The 19,616-nt window shown below is 67.5% G+C and carries 16 protein-coding genes; 10 read left to right on the forward strand and 6 right to left on the reverse strand.

Annotation, left to right across the window (positions count from 1 at the left end; all coding sequences use genetic code 11):
* Nucleotides 1–20 precede the first annotated feature (20 nt).
* Complete coding sequence (locus tag LCF40_RS07670) at nucleotides 21–2,012, forward strand: beta-galactosidase (RefSeq protein ID WP_224828005.1); 1,992 nt, start codon at nucleotides 21–23, stop codon at nucleotides 2,010–2,012.
* Here the strand turns inward: LCF40_RS07670 and LCF40_RS07675 are convergent.
* Both LCF40_RS07675 and LCF40_RS07680 read right to left on the reverse strand, forming a co-directional pair.
* Nucleotides 2,009–5,236: a family 78 glycoside hydrolase catalytic domain gene (locus tag LCF40_RS07675; RefSeq protein ID WP_224828006.1), complete on the reverse strand. Its 3,228-nt coding sequence runs from the start codon at nucleotides 5,234–5,236 to the stop codon at nucleotides 2,009–2,011. The genes LCF40_RS07670 and LCF40_RS07675 overlap by 4 nt on opposite strands.
* 53 nt (nucleotides 5,237–5,289) lie before the next feature.
* Nucleotides 5,290–6,534 (reverse strand): mandelate racemase/muconate lactonizing enzyme family protein, encoded by a 1,245-nt coding sequence (locus LCF40_RS07680; protein ID WP_224828007.1) that lies wholly within the window; start codon nucleotides 6,532–6,534, stop codon nucleotides 5,290–5,292.
* Between the two features lie 96 nt (nucleotides 6,535–6,630).
* Between LCF40_RS07680 and LCF40_RS07685 the strand changes: the two genes are divergently transcribed.
* From LCF40_RS07685 to LCF40_RS07695, 3 genes are all read left to right on the forward strand, one after another.
* The gene (locus LCF40_RS07685) at nucleotides 6,631–8,055 is read left to right on the forward strand and encodes a family 4 glycosyl hydrolase (RefSeq protein WP_224828008.1); all 1,425 of its coding nucleotides are present in this window, start codon (nucleotides 6,631–6,633) and stop codon (nucleotides 8,053–8,055) included.
* Nucleotides 8,056–8,173: 118 nt separating this feature from the next.
* A complete protein-coding gene (locus tag LCF40_RS07690) occupies nucleotides 8,174–9,271 on the forward strand; it encodes a Gfo/Idh/MocA family protein (protein ID WP_224828009.1) in 1,098 nt (365 codons plus the stop codon).
* A complete protein-coding gene (locus LCF40_RS07695; RefSeq protein WP_224828010.1) occupies nucleotides 9,271–10,023 on the forward strand; it encodes a hydroxypyruvate isomerase family protein in 753 nt (250 codons plus the stop codon). The genes LCF40_RS07690 and LCF40_RS07695 overlap by 1 nt, the downstream gene beginning before the upstream one ends.
* A gap of 60 nt (nucleotides 10,024–10,083) precedes the next feature.
* On the opposite strand, the gene LCF40_RS07700 is transcribed toward LCF40_RS07695, so the two are convergent.
* The gene (locus tag LCF40_RS07700; protein WP_224828011.1) at nucleotides 10,084–10,854 is read right to left on the reverse strand and encodes an IclR family transcriptional regulator; all 771 of its coding nucleotides are present in this window, start codon (nucleotides 10,852–10,854) and stop codon (nucleotides 10,084–10,086) included.
* A 116-nt stretch (nucleotides 10,855–10,970) separates the two neighbouring features.
* Here LCF40_RS07700 and LCF40_RS07705 point away from each other — a divergent pair, with 116 nt between their 5' ends.
* Complete coding sequence (locus tag LCF40_RS07705; RefSeq protein ID WP_114576377.1) at nucleotides 10,971–11,810, forward strand: NAD-dependent epimerase/dehydratase family protein; 840 nt, start codon at nucleotides 10,971–10,973, stop codon at nucleotides 11,808–11,810.
* Between the two features lie 21 nt (nucleotides 11,811–11,831).
* Here the strand turns inward: LCF40_RS07705 and xacF are convergent, their stop codons facing one another.
* Nucleotides 11,832–13,274, reverse strand: coding sequence for a 2,5-dioxovalerate dehydrogenase (gene xacF / locus LCF40_RS07710; protein WP_224828012.1), 1,443 nt, complete (start codon nucleotides 13,272–13,274; stop codon nucleotides 11,832–11,834).
* Nucleotides 13,275–13,433: 159 nt separating this feature from the next.
* Here xacF and LCF40_RS07715 point away from each other — a divergent pair, with 159 nt between their 5' ends.
* On the forward strand, nucleotides 13,434–14,639 hold the full coding sequence (locus tag LCF40_RS07715) for a redox-regulated ATPase YchF (protein WP_224828013.1): 1,206 nt from the start codon (nucleotides 13,434–13,436) through the stop codon (nucleotides 14,637–14,639).
* Nucleotides 14,640–14,645: 6 nt separating this feature from the next.
* Here the strand turns inward: LCF40_RS07715 and LCF40_RS07720 are convergent, their stop codons facing one another.
* Together LCF40_RS07720 and LCF40_RS07725 are read right to left on the reverse strand one after the other, a co-directional pair.
* Nucleotides 14,646–15,398, reverse strand: coding sequence for a sugar phosphate isomerase/epimerase family protein (locus tag LCF40_RS07720; protein ID WP_224828014.1), 753 nt, complete (start codon nucleotides 15,396–15,398; stop codon nucleotides 14,646–14,648).
* Nucleotides 15,399–15,436: 38 nt separating this feature from the next.
* Nucleotides 15,437–15,811: a YlbF/YmcA family competence regulator gene (locus LCF40_RS07725; protein WP_224828015.1), complete on the reverse strand. Its 375-nt coding sequence runs from the start codon at nucleotides 15,809–15,811 to the stop codon at nucleotides 15,437–15,439.
* A 99-nt stretch (nucleotides 15,812–15,910) separates the two neighbouring features.
* Between LCF40_RS07725 and LCF40_RS07730 the strand changes: the two genes are divergently transcribed.
* From LCF40_RS07730 to LCF40_RS07745, 4 genes are all read left to right on the forward strand, one after another.
* On the forward strand, nucleotides 15,911–16,471 hold the full coding sequence (locus LCF40_RS07730) for a HalX domain-containing protein (RefSeq protein ID WP_224828016.1): 561 nt from the start codon (nucleotides 15,911–15,913) through the stop codon (nucleotides 16,469–16,471).
* A gap of 63 nt (nucleotides 16,472–16,534) precedes the next feature.
* A complete protein-coding gene (dph2, locus tag LCF40_RS07735) occupies nucleotides 16,535–17,584 on the forward strand; it encodes a diphthamide biosynthesis enzyme Dph2 (protein ID WP_224828017.1) in 1,050 nt (349 codons plus the stop codon).
* A 263-nt stretch (nucleotides 17,585–17,847) separates the two neighbouring features.
* Entirely contained in the window at nucleotides 17,848–18,672 is an 825-nt protein-coding gene (locus LCF40_RS07740) for an MBL fold metallo-hydrolase (protein ID WP_114576370.1), read from the forward strand.
* Between the two features lie 39 nt (nucleotides 18,673–18,711).
* Nucleotides 18,712–19,611 (forward strand): phosphoribosyltransferase HisG-related protein, encoded by a 900-nt coding sequence (locus tag LCF40_RS07745; RefSeq protein ID WP_224828018.1) that lies wholly within the window; start codon nucleotides 18,712–18,714, stop codon nucleotides 19,609–19,611.
* Nucleotides 19,612–19,616: the final 5 nt, after the last annotated feature.

Consider the following 19,616-nt stretch of genomic DNA (forward strand, 5'->3'; position numbering starts at 1 on the left):
CCGTCGAGCGACGTCGATCCATGCCGATCGGCGTCTGTTACTTCCCCGAACACTGGCCCGACGAGGACTGGGAGCGCGACGTGGTGGCGATGGCCGACGCCGGTCTCGACTACGTCCGAATGGCCGAGTTCTCGTGGGGCGTCCTCGAACCCGAACGCGGCAGCTTCGAGTTCGAGTGGCTCGACCGCGCCCTCGACCTGATCGACGATCGGGGCATGCAGGCGGTGCTCTGTACCCCGACGGCCGCGCCGCCGCGGTGGCTCGTCGACGAACGCCCCGAGATCCTCCAGCAAGAGCGCGACGGCACCGTCCGCGAGGCCGGCAGCCGCCGCCACTACTGTTTCAGCTCGCCGGCCTACCGCGAGGAGACCGAGCGGGTCGTCCGAAAGCTGGCCGAACGGTACGCCGACGATTCGCGAGTAGCGGGCTGGCAGACGGACAACGAGTACGGCTGCCACGGCACCGCCTACTGCTACTGCGACGACTGCGCCGACGCCTTCGGCGAGTGGGTTTCGGATCGCTTCGAGGACGCGGCGGACCTCAACGAGGCCTGGGGAACGACCTTCTGGAGCCAGCAATACGATTCGCTGTCGGACGTGGACGTCCCCCGACCCACGCCCGCCCAGGACCACCCCGCGCTCACGCTCGCGTTCGCCCGGTTCACGAGCGACGCCATCCTCGACTACAACCGGCTCCAGACCGAGATCCTCCGGGAACACGGCGCCCCGTTCGTCACCCACAACTTCATGCACCTCTATCCCGCCATCGACCTCCACGAGGCGAGTGCGGACCTCGACTTCCTCTCGTGGGACTCGTATCCGACGGGCCACGTCCAGGAGGGCGAAGGAGAGGCGAGCGCCGACGAACTCCGTGCCGGTGATCCCGACCTCCTCTCGCTCAACCACGACCTCTACCGGAGCGTTGGCGGTGCGCCCTTCTGGGTAATGGAACAACAGCCGGGCGACGTCAACTGGCCGCCCCACTCGCCCCAGCCCGGGGAGGGCGCCATGCGGCTGTGGGCCCACCAGGCCGTCGCCCACGGCGCCGACAGCGTCGTCTACTTCCGGTGGCGCCGGTGTCTCGAAGGGCAAGAACAGTACCACGCCGGCCTCCGGAAGGCCGACGGGTCGCCCGACCGGGGCTACGACGACGCTACGGAGGCGGCCGAGGAGTTCGAGACTCTCCCCGATCTCGACCTTCCCGAGGCCCCCGTCGCGATCGTCCACGACTACGAGACCCTCTGGGCGCTCGACGGCCGTGAACACGCCCCCGACTTCGACTACTGGACCCTTCTGGGGGCGTTCTACGACGCCCTGCGGGCCCGCGGGGTCGCCGTCGACGTCGTCTCCCCCGAGGACGACCTCGCGTACGACGCCGTGATCGCGCCCGCGCTGTACACCGCGAGCGAGGAGACTGCCGATCGGCTGGAGGAGTTCGTGAGGGAGGGCGGCCAGCTACTCCTTGGCCCCCGATCGGGAGTCGCCGACGAGTACAACAAGCTCCGCAGCGCCCAGCCCGGTCCCCTCGCCGACCTCGTCGGCGCGACCGTCGAGGGCTTCGAGACGGTTCCCCCGGAACTCCCGCGGTCGGTCGAGTCCGAAGACGGCGACCGCTACCCCATTCGGATCTGGGCCGAGTGGCTCGCACGCGATGAGGCGGCGGCCGAATATATCTACACGGGAGAGGACGTCACCGGCGGCCGGCCTGCGGTCGTCTCGAATCCCGTCGGTGATGGCCAGGCGACCTACGCGGGCCTCTGGCCGGAGCCTGATCTGGCCGACGAACTCGTCGGATCGATGCTCGAGCGCGCGGGAATCGACCACACGGAACGGTTCCCCGACGGGGTTCGGGTCTCGGTCCGCGACGGCCACGTCTGGCTCTGTAACTTCACGAGCGAGCCGGTCGACGTCGTTCTGGACGACGGCGAGTGGGTGCTGGGCGAACCTCGAGTAGAGCCGTTCGACGTCGCGGTCGCGGAAACCAACCGGCTCTCCGGTCTCTCGCTGGATTAGCGGATCTCTAAGCGGTACGTTCCGGCGCTCGCGACCAGGGCGAGTCCAGTGTTTCGATTTTGCCCGCCCTCGCTTTCCTCGGCCGGCTCGAGCCCGTCGGGAAGCGAGTCGGTCCACTGCCCGTTCTCGCGGAGCGTCTCGCCGCCACCGGCTCCGTCGCCCGTTTCGCTGACGGCCGCCTCCGTTTTGCAGGGCAATCGAACCGTTGCCTCCGTGTTCCAGGGGATCTCGACCGCGAGGTCGATTCCTCCCTCGACTTTCTCCCATCGGGAGCCAAAGCGGCCGTCGGGCGTTTCGATCTCGCCGTCGGCCCACTCGAGCCCCTCAGGGATCGCGGGGTCGATTGCGAGCCGCCGGGGCGCACCCTCGAATCGAAGGCCCGCCAGCGACTCGTAGAACCACTCGGAGACGAAGTTGAAGGGGGAGTGGTTGAAGGAGTTCATCCCGTCGCCGATCCGGTCGTCGGAATCCCAGCGCTCCCACATCGTCGTCGCGCCCTGGCGGATCATGTACACCCAGCCCGGACGCTCGGGCTGGCTCGCGACCTCGTAGGCGAAATCCGGGTAGCCGTGATCGACCAGCGCGCCCAGGAGGGGGCGCGTCCCCAGGAATCCGGTTCGGAGTTTTCCGTCGTCCTCCCGAACCTTCTCGGCGAGGCCAGCGGCGACGCTCTCCTCGTGCTCGTCGGGAACCAGCCCGAAATACAGCGGAACGGCGTACGACGACTGGGTTCCGGGGCCGTAGGTCCCCGTGTCGGGGTCGAAGAACTCGTCGGTGAACGCGCGGGCGACGTCGTCGGCACGCTCGCGGTAGCGGTCGGCGTCGGCGTCGCTGCCGACGACGCCAGCGATCTTCGCGAAGAGATCGGTCGTGTGGTACTGGAAGGCGGTGTTGAACAGGTCGAAGGGGAGTCCGCGCCGGCCGTCAGCGTTCTCGAAGGCCAGCCAGTCGCCGTAGTTGCCGTACTCGCCCGGGACGATCCCCTCCTCGCTCACCGAGTGCCAGTAGTCCACGTACCGGCGCATCCCCTCGTAGTGGTCCCGGAGAACCCCCCGGTCGCCGTACAGACAGTAGAGGTGCCAGGGGACGGTTACCTGGGTCACTCCCCACGTCGGGTCCTCCGGGATCGAGCCGTAGCCGTAGGGGATCGTGTCGGCAACGTAGCCGTGTTCCGAACGTGCGTCGGCGTGATCGCGCATCCACTTTTCGTAGAAGCCCCGCGAGTCGAAGTTGTAACACAGCGCACGGGAGGCGATCTGGTTGTCGCCGGTCCAGCCGAAGCGCTCGTCGCGCTGGGGGCAGTCCGTGAGCACGCCATGGAGGTTCCCGCGCAGGCCCCACCGGGCGTTTTCCTGGACCTGCGCGAGGTCCTCGTTCGAGCAGTCGAAGCTCCCCACGGAATCGACGTCGGTGTGGACGACCTTCGCCCGGATATCCTCCGGATCAACCTCACAGCCGACCACCTGGGCGTACCGGAAGCCGTGGTAGGTGAATCGGGGCTCGTAGGTCGCGGGCTTCCCATTGGAGACGTAGCGGTCGGTCGCTTCCGCGCTCCGGAGGTCCTCGCGTGCGAGCTCGCCGGAGGGGAGGAGGGTCTCGGCATGGCGGATCTCGACTTCCTCGCCCCGGCAGGGTCCCTTGATGGCGAGTTCGACCCATCCAACGAGGTTCTGACCGAAGTCGATTATCGGACCGTCGTCTCCCTCCCGGACGTCGGTCGGAGCCAGAGTCTCGGTGACCCGGATCGGCGGCGTCCGCTGGGGCCGGAGGTCGCCCCCCGGTCCCTCGACCAGCCGGGCGTCGTCCCAGTCGCCGTCGTCGAACCCCGGCTCGTCCCATCCCGATCTCGCCCGGCGCGCGTCGTAGGCCTCGCCGTCGTAGATATCGTTTTCGACGATCGGACCCCGGGTTGCGCGCCAGGAGCCGTCCGTCGAGAGCGTTCGGCTGCGCCCGTCCTCGTACTCGATCTCCACCTGGCAGATCGCCCGCGGCGAGCCGAATCCGGGCCAGTCCTGGGCCCGCTTGCCGAACCAGCCCCGTCCGACCTGAATCCCGAGAATGTTCTCGCCCTCGTGGAGGGCGTCGGTCACGTCGTACGTGCTGTAGAGCGCCCGCTCGTCGTACTGTGTCCAGGCGGGATCGAGCACCCGATCGCCGACGCGCTCGCCGTTGATCGAGAGTTCGCCGTAGCCGAGCCCGCAGACGTGGGCCCGCGCCCGAGCGATCTCGCCCGAAAGGGAGAGGTCGGCCCGCAACAGCGCCGATCCCGGCCCCGTCGTCGATCGGTAGCTCCCATCGGTCAGAGACTCCTGACTCCAGCTCTCGGATTCGACGCTCGAGGAGGCAGTGATCGGACGGCCGACCGCGAGGTCCCGGCCTTCGCCGTCGCGGACCGCGATCGCCGCGAGCGCGAGGACGCCCCAGACCGCACGCTCCTCGCGGACGAACTCCGGTTTCGAGCCGTCCGCGCCGGGCTCGACCGTATCGAGGGCGGTCGCGACGACTCTGACCTGGCGAGCCTCCCGTCCCACGTCGATGGTCACGGCGCCGTCGTCGTCCTCGCCGTCTCCGACCTCCCAGTCGACAACCGTCTCCCACTCTCCTGCCTCGCCGGCGACCTCGAGCCGGACCCCTTCGGGAAACCCGAACCCCGTCTCGGGTGCGATCGTCGCCCCGTCGGGCGTCTCGACGGCGCCGATAGGGGTCGCGGGATGGAGTTCGACCCGCTCGACTCCGTGGACGTCTCCCAGATCAATTTCGATCCGCTCGGTCGACTCCTCTTCGGGTCGTCGCCACCGGCTCCGGTAGCCGTTGCTGTCGCCGCCCTCCGGCCGGTAGCCGATCCACTCGCCGTCGAACTCGCCGGCCTCGAGGGCGGTCGAAAAGCGGGCGACGTCGGCCCACGCGGAGGGCTCACCTTCCTCGTCCCAGAGCCGTACCGACCAGTAGTAGTCGGTGCCGGACTCGAGGGGCAGGCCGTCGTAGAAGACGTCGGTCGAGTCCGGGGTCGAGCGCTTTCCGGAGTCCCACAGTTCGCCGCGCCTGTCCTCGATGGCCGCCGCCGAACGGGCGACGAGAACTCGATACGCGGTCTGGCCCGCACCCCGTCCCCCTTCCTCGCCGCGCCACGAAAAGCGCGGCTCGTCGGGTGGGACGTCGATCGGTTCGGCCTCGTGTTCGACGCGGAGGTCAGTGGCCGCGACTCCGCTGTCGGCTTGCTCCATGCCCGGGCGGTTCCCGGCGGGGTCGCATATAGGTTCGGCCCGGAGAAGGTGGGCTACTCGTCGTACTCGAACTCCGTCCAGGCGCCCTCGCGGAACGGATACTCCTCGACGACGTCGAGATCGACCTCGATCCCCAGTCCGGGGTCGTTGGGAAGTTCCAGGCGGCCGTTTGCGACCGGCGGCTCGCCCTCCACGAGGTCGAACGCGAGGTCGAAGGGATACATCCCGGGGTCGCCCGAGGCCTCCACGAGCGGGTCGTCCTCGAAGACGGGGTACTCGACGAGACCCACCTCCGGAGCGGCGGCGACGAGGTGGGCGTTGGCCATCAGGCCGAGCCAGGTCCCGAAGTTGTGGGGGACGAACTCGATGTCGGTCCCGCGACAGTGCTCGATCGCGCGCCGACAGCCCGTAAAGCCGCGGTGGTGGCGGACGTCGCCCTGGAGGTAGGCGATGGCGCCCGTTTCCGCCAACTCGATCAGGCCCTCGGGGGATTCCTCGCTCTCGCCGCCCGCGAGGTCGGCGCCGGTTTCCGCGAGTCGCTGATACCCCTCGCGGTCGTCGGGCGCGACGGGTTCCTCGACCCAGTAGGCGCCCATCTCGTCGGCGTAGGAAACGATCTCGCGGACCGTCTCCTCGCCGTAGGGCTCCTCGAGTTTCCACCAGGTGTGAGAATCCAGCATCATCTCGGCCTCGTCGAGTGCGTCGCTCACCAGCTCGATCGTCCGTCGGTCGCCCTCCGGGCCGATCCCGGGCCGGTACTTGTAGCCCATGAACCCGGCCTCCTCGATCAGGGCGGCCTGGTCGGCGAACGCCTCGGGCTCCATGTACATCCCCGCGCTCGCATAGAGGGGGAGGTCCGTAGTGGGGTCAGGGGCATCGTCGTACTCCTCGGCGAGCAGTTCGTACACCGGCGCGCCCAGTTCCTTCCCCAGGACGTCGTAGCAGGCGACGTCGAGCGCCGAGATCGCCTGGGTCTCGAGTCGGTCGGGGAGGTCGGCGCCCGCGACGAGGTCGTGGACTTCTCGGGGTTCCTCGAGCCGTTTTCCTTCGACCGCGTCCGCGACCGCGCCGTCGATCACGTCCGCGAAGGTGCCCTGGGAGTCGCCCTCGAAGTACTCCCGCATCGCCGAACTCGTCGCGCCCGCGGTCGCCGCCCCGCGGAGGCCGTCCGCGGTCTCGACGACGACGAGTACGACGTCGCGCTTGTGCAGCGTCCGCGTGCCGCCGTGGAACGCCCGTTCCTGCGGGGGATCGATCGGCGAGGAGAGCGCGTAGCCGGTGACGTCGGTGAGTCGCATACCGGTCGTCGAGTCCGAAGGGACACATAGGGCGCGGGTTCCGGCGAGTCGCGCCCCCTTCGACAGCCCTTTTTCCCGGTGCGGGTTGCTGTCCGTATGCATACCCTGGGCGAGCGGGCGGAAGCGACTGCTACGGGCGTGAAGATCGGCTACGTCGGCGGCGGCAGCGACGGCTGGGCCCACACCCTCATCAACGACCTGCTCCAGTGTGCGGAGGTCTCGGGCCGGGTCGCACTGTACGATATAGACTACGAGGGGGCGGCGAAAAACGCGAAACTGGGCAACGAACTCCGCACCCGCAAGGAGGCCGTCGGCGACTGGACGTTCGAGGCTCACCGCGAGATAGAGGACGCGCTCGCGGACGCGGACTTCGTGATCTGTTCGATCCAGGATCCGCCCGAGGAGACGTTCGTCCACGACATCGACCTCCCGAAGGAGTACGGTATCTACCAGCCCGTCGCCGACACCGTCGGGCCGGGCGGCACCGTCCGCGCGCTGCGGGCCGTGCCCCAGTACCGCGAGATCGCACGCACCGTACGGGAGGAGTGTCCCGACGCCTGGGTCATCAACTACACCAATCCGATGACGGTCTGTACTCGCGCGCTGTACGCCGAGTATCCCGAAATCAACGCCGTCGGGCTCTGCCACGAGGTGTTTCACGTTCAGGAGTTCCTCGCGGAGGTCGCCGAGGACCACGTCGAGGGCGCCGAGGACGTTTCGGGAAGCGAGATCGATATCACCGTCACGGGGATCAACCACTTCACCTGGATCGACGAGGCCCACTGGCGCGACCACGACGTCTTCCAGTATCTGGACGCGGAAGTCGAGGCCCGCCGGCCGCTCGCGGGTTTCGAGGCCGGCGAGTTCTCCGACGCGGGCTACTGGATCAACAACCACCGGATCGCACTGGACCTCTACGACCGCTTCGGGCTGCTCGCCGCGGCGGGCGACCGCCACCTCGCGGAGTTCGTCCCCTGGTATCTCGCGGTCGAAGAGCCCGAAGAGTTCCACCGGTGGGGCGTCCGGCTGACGCCGAGTTCGGCCCGCGTCGACGCCGACGAGGGCCCCGCGAAGATGGAGCGCTACCTCTCGGGCGACGACGAGTTCGAGTTCACCCGGTCGGGCGAGGAAGCAGTGGACATCATGCGTGCGCTGCTCGGGCTCGAGCCCGTCAAGACGAACGTCAACCACCCCAACGTCGGCCAGTGTCCAGACCTTCCGGAGGACGCGGTCGTCGAAACCAACGTGATGATCACCGGGAGCGGCGTCTCGCCGATCACCGCCGGCCAGCTCCCGCCCCAGATCCGGAGCATGGTACAGCGCCACGTCACGAACCAGGAGACGATCGTCGAGGCGGGAATGGAGGGGGATCTCGATCTCGCGTTCCGAGCGTTTCTCAACGACGCGCTCGTGACGATCGAACGCGACGAGGCCCGAGAGCTGTTCGCCCGGCTGATCGAGACCGAACGTGAGTACTTCGCCGACTACGACCTGGAGGGGGCGAGCGTCCTCGCCGAGTGAGAGCCAGTGGTGGCGGGTCGGCCCACGGCGTGGTGCCACCGGACCGCGCTGGACCCGATACCGGTGGTTCGGGGAAGGATTGACAACTATTATAGTCCCTTCCTCGGAAGGCGTTCTCATGGCATATACGGTCGCCGTGATCGGGACAGGAGCCGAACCCGAAAACCCCGGCAGGGACGGCTACGCGATGGCCTACCACCACGCCGCGGGCTACGAGAACCACGAGGAGTGCGAACTCGTCGCGTGTGCGGACATCGTCCGGGAGAACGCCGAGGCGTTCGCCGACGAGTTCGAGATACGCGAGGAGGGAATCTACGAGGACTACGGCGAGATGTTGAGCGAGGCCGAACCCGATATCGTCTCGGTCTGTGTCCCGCCGGCGATCCACGACCGGATCGTCCTCGACTGCGTTCGATCGCCGTCGGTCGAGGGAATCCACTGCGAGAAGCCGATGGACGACACCTACGGCGGCGCCCGGATGATGACCCAGGAGGCCGCCCGTCACGACGTCCAGCTCACCTTCAACCACCAGCGCCGATTCAGCGACGCGGTCCGGACCGCGAAAGAACTTCTCGACGCCGGCGAGATCGGCGAGTTAGAGCGGATCGAGTTCTCCGCGCCCGTCGGCATCTTCGACTACGGCAGCCACTCGTTCGACCTCTGTAACTACTTCAACGACGAGGTCGGCGGCGAGTGGGTCATGGCCCAGATGGACTACCGCGAGGAAAACGTCCTCTTTGGCACCCACAACGAGAACCAGGCGGTCGTCCTCTGGGAGTACGAGAACGGCGTCCACGGCCTCGGAACCAGCGACAGCACGGGCGAGGGCGGCCCCAACGCCGCCGTCGAGTGCCACAACCGTCTGATCGGAACCCGGGGAACGATCGAGGTCGGCCCCGAGGACGGCGAGAGCGCCCTCCGGATCCGCCGGGCCGGCGACGCCGAGTGGGAAGCGGTGGAAACGGAAGACGGGATGCACGGCTGGGAGTTCGTCGACCGCTCGATCGCCGAGAACGTCCGCTGTCTCGAGACGGGAGAGGAGCCCGAACTCGGCGCCGAAAACGCCCTGAACGCGACCGAGCTCATCTTCGGGGCCTACGAGTCCGCGCGACAGCGCGGCCGGGTCGATCTTCCGCTCGACATCGACGACCATCCCCTCGAGGCGATGGTCGAGTCCGGCGACCTCACCCCCGCGCCGATGGCGGAGGACGAGTAATGGTCTCGCTGTCGGTCTGCGTCGAGATGGTGTACGACGACGAGCCATTCGAAGCACGGATCGGTCGGGCCGCCGAGGCCGGCGCCGACGCCGTCGAGTTCTGGGACTGGCGCGAGAAGGACCTCGAAGCGATCCAGAAAGCAGCGGAGGAGGCGGGCCTCCCCATCGTCGGCTGTACCGCCGGTGGCTCCCTGACCGATCCCGACGAGGCCGACGAGGCGGTCGAGACGATCCGAGAGTCGATCGGGACTGCCGAGGAGTGCGGGATCCCCTCGCTGATCGTGACGACGGGACAGGACCAGGAGGGTCTCGATCGCGAGACCCAACACGACACCATCATGGAAGTGCTCTCGCGGGTCGCGGGCGACGCCGAGGAGGCGGGCGTGACGCTCGTCGTCGAACCGCTGAACACCGCCGTCGATCACCCCGGCTACTTTCTCGTGAGCTCCGAGGAGGGCTTCGAGATCGTCGAGGAGGTCGGAAGCGACGCCGTGAAACTGCTGTACGACGTCTATCACCAGCAGGTCACGGAGGGGAACATCATCGAGACGATCACGGAGAACGCCGATTCGATCGGCCACGTCCACGTCGCGGACGTCCCCGGGCGCCACGAACCCGGTACCGGGGAACTGAACTACGCGAACGTCTTCGACGCGATCGACGACGCCGGCTACGACGGCTACGTCGGCTGTGAGTTCTCGCCGACGGGCGATCCCGACGAGGCGATGGCCGGCGTCCTCGATCTGGACTGACCGGACGACCGTTCGCCAGAACGGGATTTTCCCGGATCGGGTCCGGTCTCGCCGACCGTATCAGGCGTAAGTCATGTTGACCTCGACGACGTTCGCCGACGAGAGCACGGTTTTGGGGATTTCCTCGACGAAGACGTCGTCGTCGAACCGGCTCATCGGGCCCGAGACCGACAGCGCGCCCAGCGGGTCGCCGTTCGGTCCGCGAAGCGGTGCCGCGACGCATCGCATCCCCTCGACGCGCTCCTGGTCGTCGATCGCGTACCCGCGCTCGCGGATCTCCGCGAGGTCCTCGAAGAGGGTCTCTCGGTCGGTGATCGTGCGCTCGGTGACCCCGGGGAGGCCGTGGGAAGCGATGATCTCCTCGACGCGTTCCTCGGGGAGGTGGGCGAGGATCGCCTTCCCCGTCGCCGTCGTGTGGAGGGGGACGCGCATCCCGACGTGGGTATCGAGCTGGACCGCGTCTTTGCCCTTGACCTTGTGGAGGAAGATCCCCATCCCGTGTTCCTCGACGACCAGGTTCGCGTGCTCGCCGGTCTCCTCGGCCAGCTTCTTGACCTCCGGCGCGGCGACGCGATGGAGCTTCATCCCGTTTCTGACGTAGCCCCCGAGTTCGAGGAATCGGACGCCGACGTGGTACTCGCCGTCGCGCTGAACGAGGTACTCGATGTCGGTCAGCGTCCGGAGGTGGTCGTGGACCGTGCTCTTTGGCATCCCGAGGTAGTCGGCGAGTTCGGCGACGCCCGCGCCGTCGAGCTCCCGGAGCGACTCGATGATCCGGAAACTCGTCGCGGCCGCCTTCACCGGGTGGTCGGTCTCGAGTTCGGTTGCCATGGTTTGAGGAACGATGGAACCGGGAGTACTTAACGATTGTCCGGCATACCCGGACCCCGATCGGCGAGCGTCACCCCCTTCCAAGCGTTTAAGCGGCGGGCTCGGATTGCTCCCGTATGGACGTCCTCGTCACCGGCAGCTACGGCCGCTGTGGGACCGCGATCATCGACCATCTCGACGACCGCGAGGAGTACGATTTCACCTATCTGAACCGCTCGGACCGCGACGACGACCACCCCTACGGCGGCTACGATACCGTCGTCGCGAACGTCACCGACTACGAGGCGATGCGGCCCGCCTTCGAGGGCAAGGACGCGGTGATCCACCTCGCGGCCTACCCCCACACCGACGGCGAGTGGGGCGACGTTCGGGAGCCGAACGTAGACGGCATGTACAACGCCCTGGAGGCCGCCCGCGAGGCCGACGTCGAGAGGTTCGTCTTCGGCTCGACCAACCACGTGATGGGGGGCTACGAAGAGGAACACGCCCCCGACCTCTACGACCCCGGCTACGGCCTCGTCCTCGACCACACCGATGCTGTCCGCCCCGACTCGTACTACGGCTCGACGAAGGCCTTCGGCGAGGACCTCGGGCGCCAGTACGTCGAGAACTTCGAGTACCCTCAACGGTTCTACGCGCTCCGGATCTGTACCGTCAACGGCGCCGACTACGACCACCCCTACGGCGACGCCGAGCAGGGGGTCGAAGACGGCAAGTTCGAGCGCGGAAGCGAGGAATACCGACGAACGGTTGCCCGGATGAAGGCAACGTGGCAGTCCCGGCGCGATTTCGCCCACGAGATCGAGTGCTGTCTCGAGGACGAAAGCGTCGAGTTCGGGATCTTCAGCGGCGTCAGCGACAACGACCGGCGCTGGTTCTCGCTCGAACACGCCCGATCGACGCTGGGCTACACACCCCGGGACAACGGCGAGGAGTGGGACGAGCCGCCCGCGTGAGGAGTGGGGAACTGACCGGTCTCAGAAGTTGTCGTAGACGGTCTTGTCGATCGTGTAGAACTCCAGCCCCGCGTCGCCCTGCTCGCGCCAGGTCTCCGAAGAGGACTCCTTGAACCCGCCGAAGGGCACGTGGAGCTCCAGTCCGGTCGTCTTCGCGTTGACCTTCGCGACCCCGGCCTCGATCTCGTCGACGAACCGCTCGGCTTCGGTATGGTCCTCCGTCACGATGGAGGCCGAGAGCCCGTACGGAATGTCGTTCGCGACCTCGAGACCTTCCTCGAAGTCATCGACCTCGATTACGCTGAGGACGGGCCCGAACACTTCTTCCTGGGCGATCCGGTAGTCGTTCTCGACGTCGGCGAAGACGGTGGGCTCGACGTAGTAGCCCTCGCCGAAGCGGTCGCCTTCGAGACGCTCTCCTCCTGCAACCAGCCGGGCGCCCTCCTTTTCGGCGACGTCGATGTACTCGAGCGTGCCCTCGAGTTCGCCCTCGCCGACCTGCGGGCCCATGTCGTACTCGTCGCCGGGGCCGACCTCGATGGATTCGGCCTCCTCGACGATGGCCTCGACGAACTCCTCGTAGATATCGGTGTGGACGATCGCTCTGGAGCAGGCGGTACACGCCTGGCCGGTGACGCCGAAGCGGCCGTTGGCGACGATCTCCGCTGCTTCTTCGACGTCCGCACTCGAGGAGACCACCGTGGGGTTTTTGCCGCCCATCTCGGTCTGGGCGCGCTTGCCCGCCTGGGTCGCCGCGTCATACACCATCTGGCCCACTTCACCGGAGCCCGTAAAGGAGACCGCGTCGACCTCGTCGTGGGTCGAGATCGTGTCCCCGACGCTGCTGCCCGGTCCCGTCACGAGGTTCGCGACACCCTCGGGAAGGCCGGCCTCGTCGAGTGCCTCGAAGATCGAGACCACGGGCGCGGGTGCCAGCGACGCGGGCTTGATGACGAGCGTGTTGCCCGCCGCGAGCGCGGGTGCGATCTTCCAGGCCGGGATCGCGATGGGGTAGTTCCACGGCGTGATCAGACCCGCGACGCCGACCGGCTCCGCTACTGTGTAGAGGTTCGTCTGGGGCGCGCTCGCCGATTTGACCTTGCCGCCGAGGTCGCGGGTCTTCTCGGCGTAGTAGTAGAAGATGTCGATCGTCCGCTGGACCTCCCCGCCTGCTTCGGCGTGGGTCTTCCCCTCCTCGCGGGTCAGCTCCTCAGTGAGTTCCTGTTTCCGGTCGGCGAGGATCCCCGCGGCCTCGCGCAGGATCGCACCCCGCTGGGGCGCGGGCGTGTTCGCCCACTCGTCTTCGGCCGCCGCCGCGGCCTCCACTGCCTCCGCGGCGTCATCTTCGTCTGATTGCTGGTACTCTGCAACCGTCTCGGAGGGGTCCGCGGGGTTGACCGTCTCGAAGGTCTCGCCCGTTCCTGCCTCCGTCCACTCGCCGCCCACGTAGTTTCGCTGTGCCATGGGCGACTCCTCGTGATACGGATATACGGATCTTGTGGTTGCGTCGCGTCGGCTAGTTCGAATCCGCCGTGGCTCCCCTCGGCGAGACTGGCGTGTGTGGACGTACCACCGCCGCTGGCGAAGGAAACCCGTTTATTCCCGAGAGACCCAGTCGGGGTAATGAACGCGGATCGGAGTTACCGGATCGGGCTCGTCGGCAAACCCTCGGTCGGCAAGTCCTCCTTTTTCAACGCGGCGACGATGAACGACGTGCCGGAGGGAGCCTACCCCTTTACGACGATCGACCCGACCGTTGGCGAGGCCTACGTCCGCGTCGACTGTGCCGCCCCGGAGTTCGACGAGGAGTGTACACCCTCCGTCGGCTACTGCGAGGGCGGGACCAGATTCGTCCCGACCAAGCTGGTCGACGTCGCGGGGCTGATCCCCGGCGCCCACGAGGGCAAGGGCCTGGGCAACCAGTTTCTCTCGGACCTGAACGAGACCGACGTCCTCGTCCACGTCGTCGACTTCTCGGGTGAAACCGACATAGAAGGCGAGCCCACCGAGGGCCACGACCCCCGCGATGACATCGACTTCCTGGAGGCGGAGCTCGACCAGTGGTATCTCGGCGTGCTCGAGAAGGGGATCACCCGCTACGAGACGGGGTACGTCACGGAAGACGACGACATCGAGGAGGACCTGGCCGAGCAGATGAGCGCGTTCGGGATCACCGAGGACGGGATCAAGCGCCTCGTTCGCCGGCTGGGGATCGGCTTCGATCCCGACGAGTGGGACGACGCGGACCGACTCGCGCTGGCCCGCGAGATCAGGACGGAGACGAAGCCGATGGTGATCGCGGCGAACAAGATGGACACCCCCGAGGCCCAGGCGAACTACGAGGAGATCACCGCTGACTCCGACTACGACCACCTCTCGATCGTCCCCTGTAGCGCCCACGCCGAGCGCGCGCTGAAGTCGGCCGCCGAGGGGGGCGCGATCGACTACCGCCCCGGCGACGGAGAGTTCGAGATCACCGGTGACCTCGCACCCGATCAGGAGGCGGGGCTCGAGCGGATCCGGGACTTCATCGAGGCGTACGGCTCGACGGGCGTCCAAGACGCCATCGAACGCGCGCTGTTAGACGTCCTCGGGGTCGTCCCCGTCTTCCCCGGCGGCGCCAACGGCCTGGGTAACGAACGCGGCGAGGTCCTCCCCGACTGTTATCTGCTCCCGCCGGAGTCGACCGCAGAAGAGTTCGCCTACGGCCTCCACTCCGACATCGGCGAGGGCTTCCTCCACGCGATCGACTGCCGCTCGAACCGCCAGCTCGGCAAGGCCTACGCCGTCGAGTCCCGCGACGTCCTCGAGGTCGTCACGACGAACTAACGACCCCTACTCGCCGCTCCTCGCCGCCCGGAGGTTCTCGACGGCCTCCGCGAGGGCCTCCTCGGCCCGGTCGTCGGGCAGTTCGTACTCGATCACGAGTGGCGCGTCGGGCGCGTGGTCGGCGAGCAGGCCGAGTATCGAGGGGAGGTCGAGCTCCCCCGCGCCGGGGACGTCCTCGAGTTCGGCCTCGGAGACGTCCTTGAGGTGGGTCGCGACGATCCGGTCGCCGAACTCCGGGATCGCCTCCCCTGGGGTTTCGTCCATCACAAGGAAGTGGCCGGTGTCGATGCAGACGCCCAGCCGCGGGTGGTCGTACCGGGAGAGGACCGCCCGGACGTCCCCGATCGAGACGAACACCGCAGAGAGGTCGTCGTGGTGGACCGTCGAGTAGTTGTGGATCGCGACGTCGATCCCGTACTCCTCGCCGCGGGCGATCAGCTCCTCGGTGAGTTCGTCCTGGTCGGGCGGATAGTTGACGGTGAGGTAGTCGGCGCCGAGCCGGTCTGCGAACGCGACGTGTTCCTCGACGTCCGCGGGCTCGGAGAGGTCGACGACGCCGTGGCCCCGAACGGTCGCGTCGGCGTCCTCGATCGCCGCGAGCCCGTCCGCGATCCGCGCTTCGGTATCGTCGGGCGAGAGGTGTCGCCCCCAGAGCTCGAGGGAATCGACGCCGACGCGCTCGACGGCCGCGAGGACCTCCTCGAGGCTCCGCTCTGCGAAGACGACGCTCTGGACGCTGACGTCGTTGCTGTGAGTCACGGGCTGGTCGTCGTCGTGGGAGCCGAAAACGCTACCGATCAGTCCTGGCAGCAGCCGCCGGCCTCCTCGCCGAAGTCCAGCGCGAGGGGAGCCGAGATCGCCTCGTTTACGCCTTCGAGGCGCTCGCCGAGGGCGGCCTTGGCCTCGAGATACTCGGCCATGACGGGCATCGAGTGGAGTTCCTCCTGGGTCGCCTGCAGTTCTTGAAGGTCCTCCTGGCTTGCGCTGCCGCTCTGGCGGGCGAGCATGAACTCCTCGCGGGTCCGCTCGAACTCGTCGATCTTCGCCTGGGCCTCCGGGGATTCCTCGACCTCCGCCCTCGCGGCCTCGAAGGTCTCGTACTCGGGAAGCTCCGTGATCGCCTCGCCGAGGTCCGTCGCGAGGTCGTCGACCCGGCTCGTCTGGATGCTCATACCCTCGCTTGGGACGAGTCGGGTTTCAACCTGACGGTCGGATCGATTTCCATCGCTTGTAGCCAAAGGTATAAGTCCAACGGGCCCCGACCCGCGGGTATGGCCGTCGACGACTGTACCGGTGATTCGATCGAGCCCGTCCCGACCGACGACGCGCGCCGAGAGCCCGCGTCCGAACGGGCGATCCTGGTCGTCACCGACGCCGACGGGGTTGAGCGCTGGGTCGGCGACGGCGCCTACAGCGACGTCGCCGTGGTCGGCCCCGATCGCGGAACCGAGTTCGGCCTCGAACCCGACGGAGGGGCGGTCGTCGCGTCGGTCGATCCGACCGACGGGACGGCCGACGTCGCCCGGTCGACCCGGCTCAGCCCGCCCATCGAGCGGGGGGAGCTTCTCGAGACGATCGACCGCCTCGACAGGCGGGCCCGGTACGACGGTCTGCTCGCGGAGTACGCCCGGCTCGCCGCCCGGCGCGGGGAGATGGAGACCGTCGGCGAGGAGACGGACCTCGCCGCCGACCGGGAGTACCGGGGGCTCCGGCGGCGCCTGGCCGACGTCGAGGCCGACCTCGACGATGTGACCCGGACGTTCGACGGCGAGGACTTCCGGGCGGCCTTCGAGACCGGCGGCTTCGGCGGGGCCTGCGAGCGCGCCGACTGAGACTCGCCGCCACAGTGCCCGAGAAGCGCCGCCGTTTTACGTTCCAGGGTTCAACGGTAGCTAATGAGCAACGAGTCGGCGTACAGCGAGGGAGACCTCAGGAACACGGGGATGGCCCTCAAACACGACCGGGAGTGGGACTACGAACTCGAGCGGATCGTCGACGCGATCGAGGAACGCGACGCCGAGACGGTCGGCCTCCAGTTCCCCGAGGGGCTGAAACGCCGCGGGCCGAAGGTCGCCGACGACCTCCGGGAGCTGACGGACGAGGGGACCACGATTATGCTCTCGGGCCAGCCGTGTTACGGCGCCTGTGACCTGGACACCTACCTGATGAAGCGGACGGACGTCTTCGTCCACTTCGGGCACTCGCCGATGAAGAACACGGACAAGGTGATCTACGTCCCGCTGTTCTCGAACGTCGAGATCCGGCCGATCATGGAGGAGTCCCTCGATACGCTCGCACCGCCCGAGGAAACTCCAGGAGTCGGTCTCGTCACCACCGCCCAGCACATGAACCGATTCGACGAGATGCGGGAGTTCCTCGAGGGCGAGGGTTACGAGGTCCACACCCGCCGGGGCGACGATCGGCTGACCCACGAGGGCCAGGTGCTTGGCTGTAACTACGCGAGCGCGGACGTCGAGGCCGACCAGATCCTCTACGTCGGCGGCGGCAAGTTCCATCCCCTCGGACTGGCGATGGAACACCCCGAGAAGACGGTCGTGATCGCCGACCCCGTCAACAACGTCGTGACGGTCGCGGATACCGAGAAATTCATGAAGCAACGCTACGGCGCAGTCCACCGCGCGATGGACGCCGAAAAGTGGGGCGTCATCTTCTGTACGAAGATCGGCCAGGGCCGCTGGGAGACCGCCCAGGAGATCATCGCGGACAACGACGACGCCTACCTGATCACGATGGACGAAGTGACGCCCGACCGATTGCAGAACTTCGACATGGACGCCTTCGTCAACACCGGCTGTCCCCGGATCACGACCGACGACGGTCCCCGGTTCCACAAGCCGATGCTCACCCCCGGCGAGTACGAGATCGCCGTCGGGAACGAACCCCTCGACTCCCTGGAGTTCGACACGTTCCACGGCACCTGGTAGCGGGAACGTCTCGGTTTTTGATCCGTGATTAGATGAGATCGTCAATCGATCAGTGTCGGAACCGGCCCCGACCGGCCCGAACTGGCAGATTGCGCCGTCGAGGCGCCGTTTTTGCTCTTTTCCGAGCGACGCGGCTCGACCCCGATTCTGTATAGCGATCACGAGTTTATGTGGCGGCTGTCGGTCGAACGATCGGACGTGTAACGGGGCCGGCCACCGCTCGAACGGCAACACTTACCCACCAGTCACCCGGAGGGTGGTGCATGGTCGAAAGCGACTGGGGCGACTGGCTCCCGCGTGCGATCGAGGACGCCGATCCCGACGGGGTCGCGATCTGGTATCTGGGCTGTAACGGGTTCGTACTGAAGGGAAGCGGGGGGACGACCCTCTTCATCGATCCCTACCTGGAAAGCGGGAACCCCCCGCGGACGATCCGGATGATTCCCGTGCCGTTCGATCCCGAGGAGATCGCCGAGGCCGACGCGATCCTGGGCACCCACGAACACACCGACCACATCGACGGCCCCTCCCAGGCGCCGATCCTCGCCGGGACCGGGGCGACGATGTACGCGCCCGACGACAGCCTCGGAGTCGTCGAAGACGAAGGATGGACCGACGAGTGGGCGATAGAGGAGAGCCAGCTCGAGGAAGTCGAGGAGGGCGAGGAGTTCGAAGTCGGCGAGTTCACGATCCACGTCGAGCACTCGAACGATCCCGACGCGACCCACCCCGTTAGCTACGTGATCGAACACGATGCGGGAACCGTCTTCCACGCCGGCGACTCGAAACCCTCCGAGGAGTTCGCCGACATCGGCCGGGAGTACGACATCGACCTCGGCATCCTCGCCTTCGGAACCGTCGGCATGGTCGGCGAGGGCGACGAGGCGAGCCGGACGCGGTGGTACAGCGACGAAAACGAGGTCATCGAGGCCGCGAACGACCTCCGAATCGACCGGCTCCTGCCGAGTCACTGGGACATGTGGAAAGGCCTGACCGCCGACCCGAAGGTGCTCCACCACCACGCGCGAAGCTTCGACTACCCCCGACGGCTCGAGATAAGCGAGATCGGCGACCGAGTCGACCTGTAAACGCAACGCGTTTAGCCTCCGCGAGCCCACACGGAGACGATGGGTGAGACGATCCCGATCGCGGTACCGAGGAAGGGCCGGCCCCTCGAGGCAGTCTTGGACCGGCTGGCCGGGCTGGCCGGAGCCGAGGAGTTAGCCGACGGCGTGATCTCGACGCTGCGCCACGAGAAGGCGATCACGAAGGGTGATCTGGAACCCGAAACGGACGTCTACCGTCGTCTCGCCGACTACAGTTCTTCATCTGAGGGTCCCGACTACACTCTGCTCCGGGACGACCGAGAGGGGTTCCCCCGGCGGATCGTCTTCGACAGCGCCGAGATCCCCCTCGAAGGGGAGCGGCGGATCCGACTGATTGGCCGCGAGGAACCGTTCCGGGCGCTTCGGACCCACGAGTTCGCGCTGGGGTTCGACAGTGCCGACCTCGTCTTGGAGGAGGTCGTCGAACTCGGCGCCGGACCCGTCGAGCGGATCGCGGATCTGAACGCCCGGATCGACCCCACGGAGACCGACGTCAGGGTCGCCGGCGGCCTCGGCGACACCGTCTACCACACGCTGATGGTGACCCCCGAAACTGCTCCCGAAGCGGCACCGATCGATCGGGCGTTCCTCGCGAGCTACGAGGGACCGCTCTGTATCGTCCCCCGCTACGAGCGACTGGTCCGGGCGGTTCTCGGCAAGCGGGTCCTGGATGGGATCTCGTTTCGGTATCCGGAACACGGTCGCGAGGAGGAGGCCGCCATCGCGGCCCACGGCGCCGGCGTCTACCTGACGGTGACCGGCTCGACCGCCCGCGACCACGGGCTCGTCCTCGGCGAGGAGCTCTTTCCCAGCGAGACCGTCCTGCTCGAAAACGCCGCCGAGCGCCGAAGTTCGCCCGCGGTCGAGGCCGTCAGGAACCTGATCGCGCCCGCGCCGGCCGAGACCGAACTCGTCGTCTGAACGGG

Origin of the sequence: Saliphagus infecundisoli, from assembly GCF_020177375.1 — an archaeon.
GTDB classification, from domain to species: Archaea; Halobacteriota; Halobacteria; order Halobacteriales; family Natrialbaceae; genus Saliphagus; species Saliphagus infecundisoli.

Coding starts and splice junctions, on each gene's coding strand:
- LCF40_RS07715 (WP_224828013.1), top strand. CDS start 13,434: ATGAACGCGGATCGGAGTTACCGGATCGGGCTCGTCGGCAAACCCTCG.
- LCF40_RS07680 (WP_224828007.1), bottom strand. CDS start 6,534: ATGCGACTCACCGACGTCACCGGCTACGCGCTCTCCTCGCCGATCGAT.
- LCF40_RS07740 (WP_114576370.1), top strand. CDS start 17,848: ATGGTCGAAAGCGACTGGGGCGACTGGCTCCCGCGTGCGATCGAGGAC.
- LCF40_RS07745 (WP_224828018.1), top strand. CDS start 18,712: ATGGGTGAGACGATCCCGATCGCGGTACCGAGGAAGGGCCGGCCCCTC.
- LCF40_RS07705 (WP_114576377.1), top strand. CDS start 10,971: ATGGACGTCCTCGTCACCGGCAGCTACGGCCGCTGTGGGACCGCGATC.
- LCF40_RS07675 (WP_224828006.1), bottom strand. CDS start 5,236: ATGGAGCAAGCCGACAGCGGAGTCGCGGCCACTGACCTCCGCGTCGAA.
- LCF40_RS07725 (WP_224828015.1), bottom strand. CDS start 15,811: ATGAGCATCCAGACGAGCCGGGTCGACGACCTCGCGACGGACCTCGGC.
- LCF40_RS07700 (WP_224828011.1), bottom strand. CDS start 10,854: ATGGCAACCGAACTCGAGACCGACCACCCGGTGAAGGCGGCCGCGACG.
- LCF40_RS07685 (WP_224828008.1), top strand. CDS start 6,631: ATGCATACCCTGGGCGAGCGGGCGGAAGCGACTGCTACGGGCGTGAAG.
- LCF40_RS07730 (WP_224828016.1), top strand. CDS start 15,911: ATGGCCGTCGACGACTGTACCGGTGATTCGATCGAGCCCGTCCCGACC.
- LCF40_RS07690 (WP_224828009.1), top strand. CDS start 8,174: ATGGCATATACGGTCGCCGTGATCGGGACAGGAGCCGAACCCGAAAAC.
- dph2 (WP_224828017.1), top strand. CDS start 16,535: ATGAGCAACGAGTCGGCGTACAGCGAGGGAGACCTCAGGAACACGGGG.
- LCF40_RS07695 (WP_224828010.1), top strand. CDS start 9,271: ATGGTCTCGCTGTCGGTCTGCGTCGAGATGGTGTACGACGACGAGCCA.
- xacF (WP_224828012.1), bottom strand. CDS start 13,274: ATGGCACAGCGAAACTACGTGGGCGGCGAGTGGACGGAGGCAGGAACG.
- LCF40_RS07670 (WP_224828005.1), top strand. CDS start 21: ATGCCGATCGGCGTCTGTTACTTCCCCGAACACTGGCCCGACGAGGAC.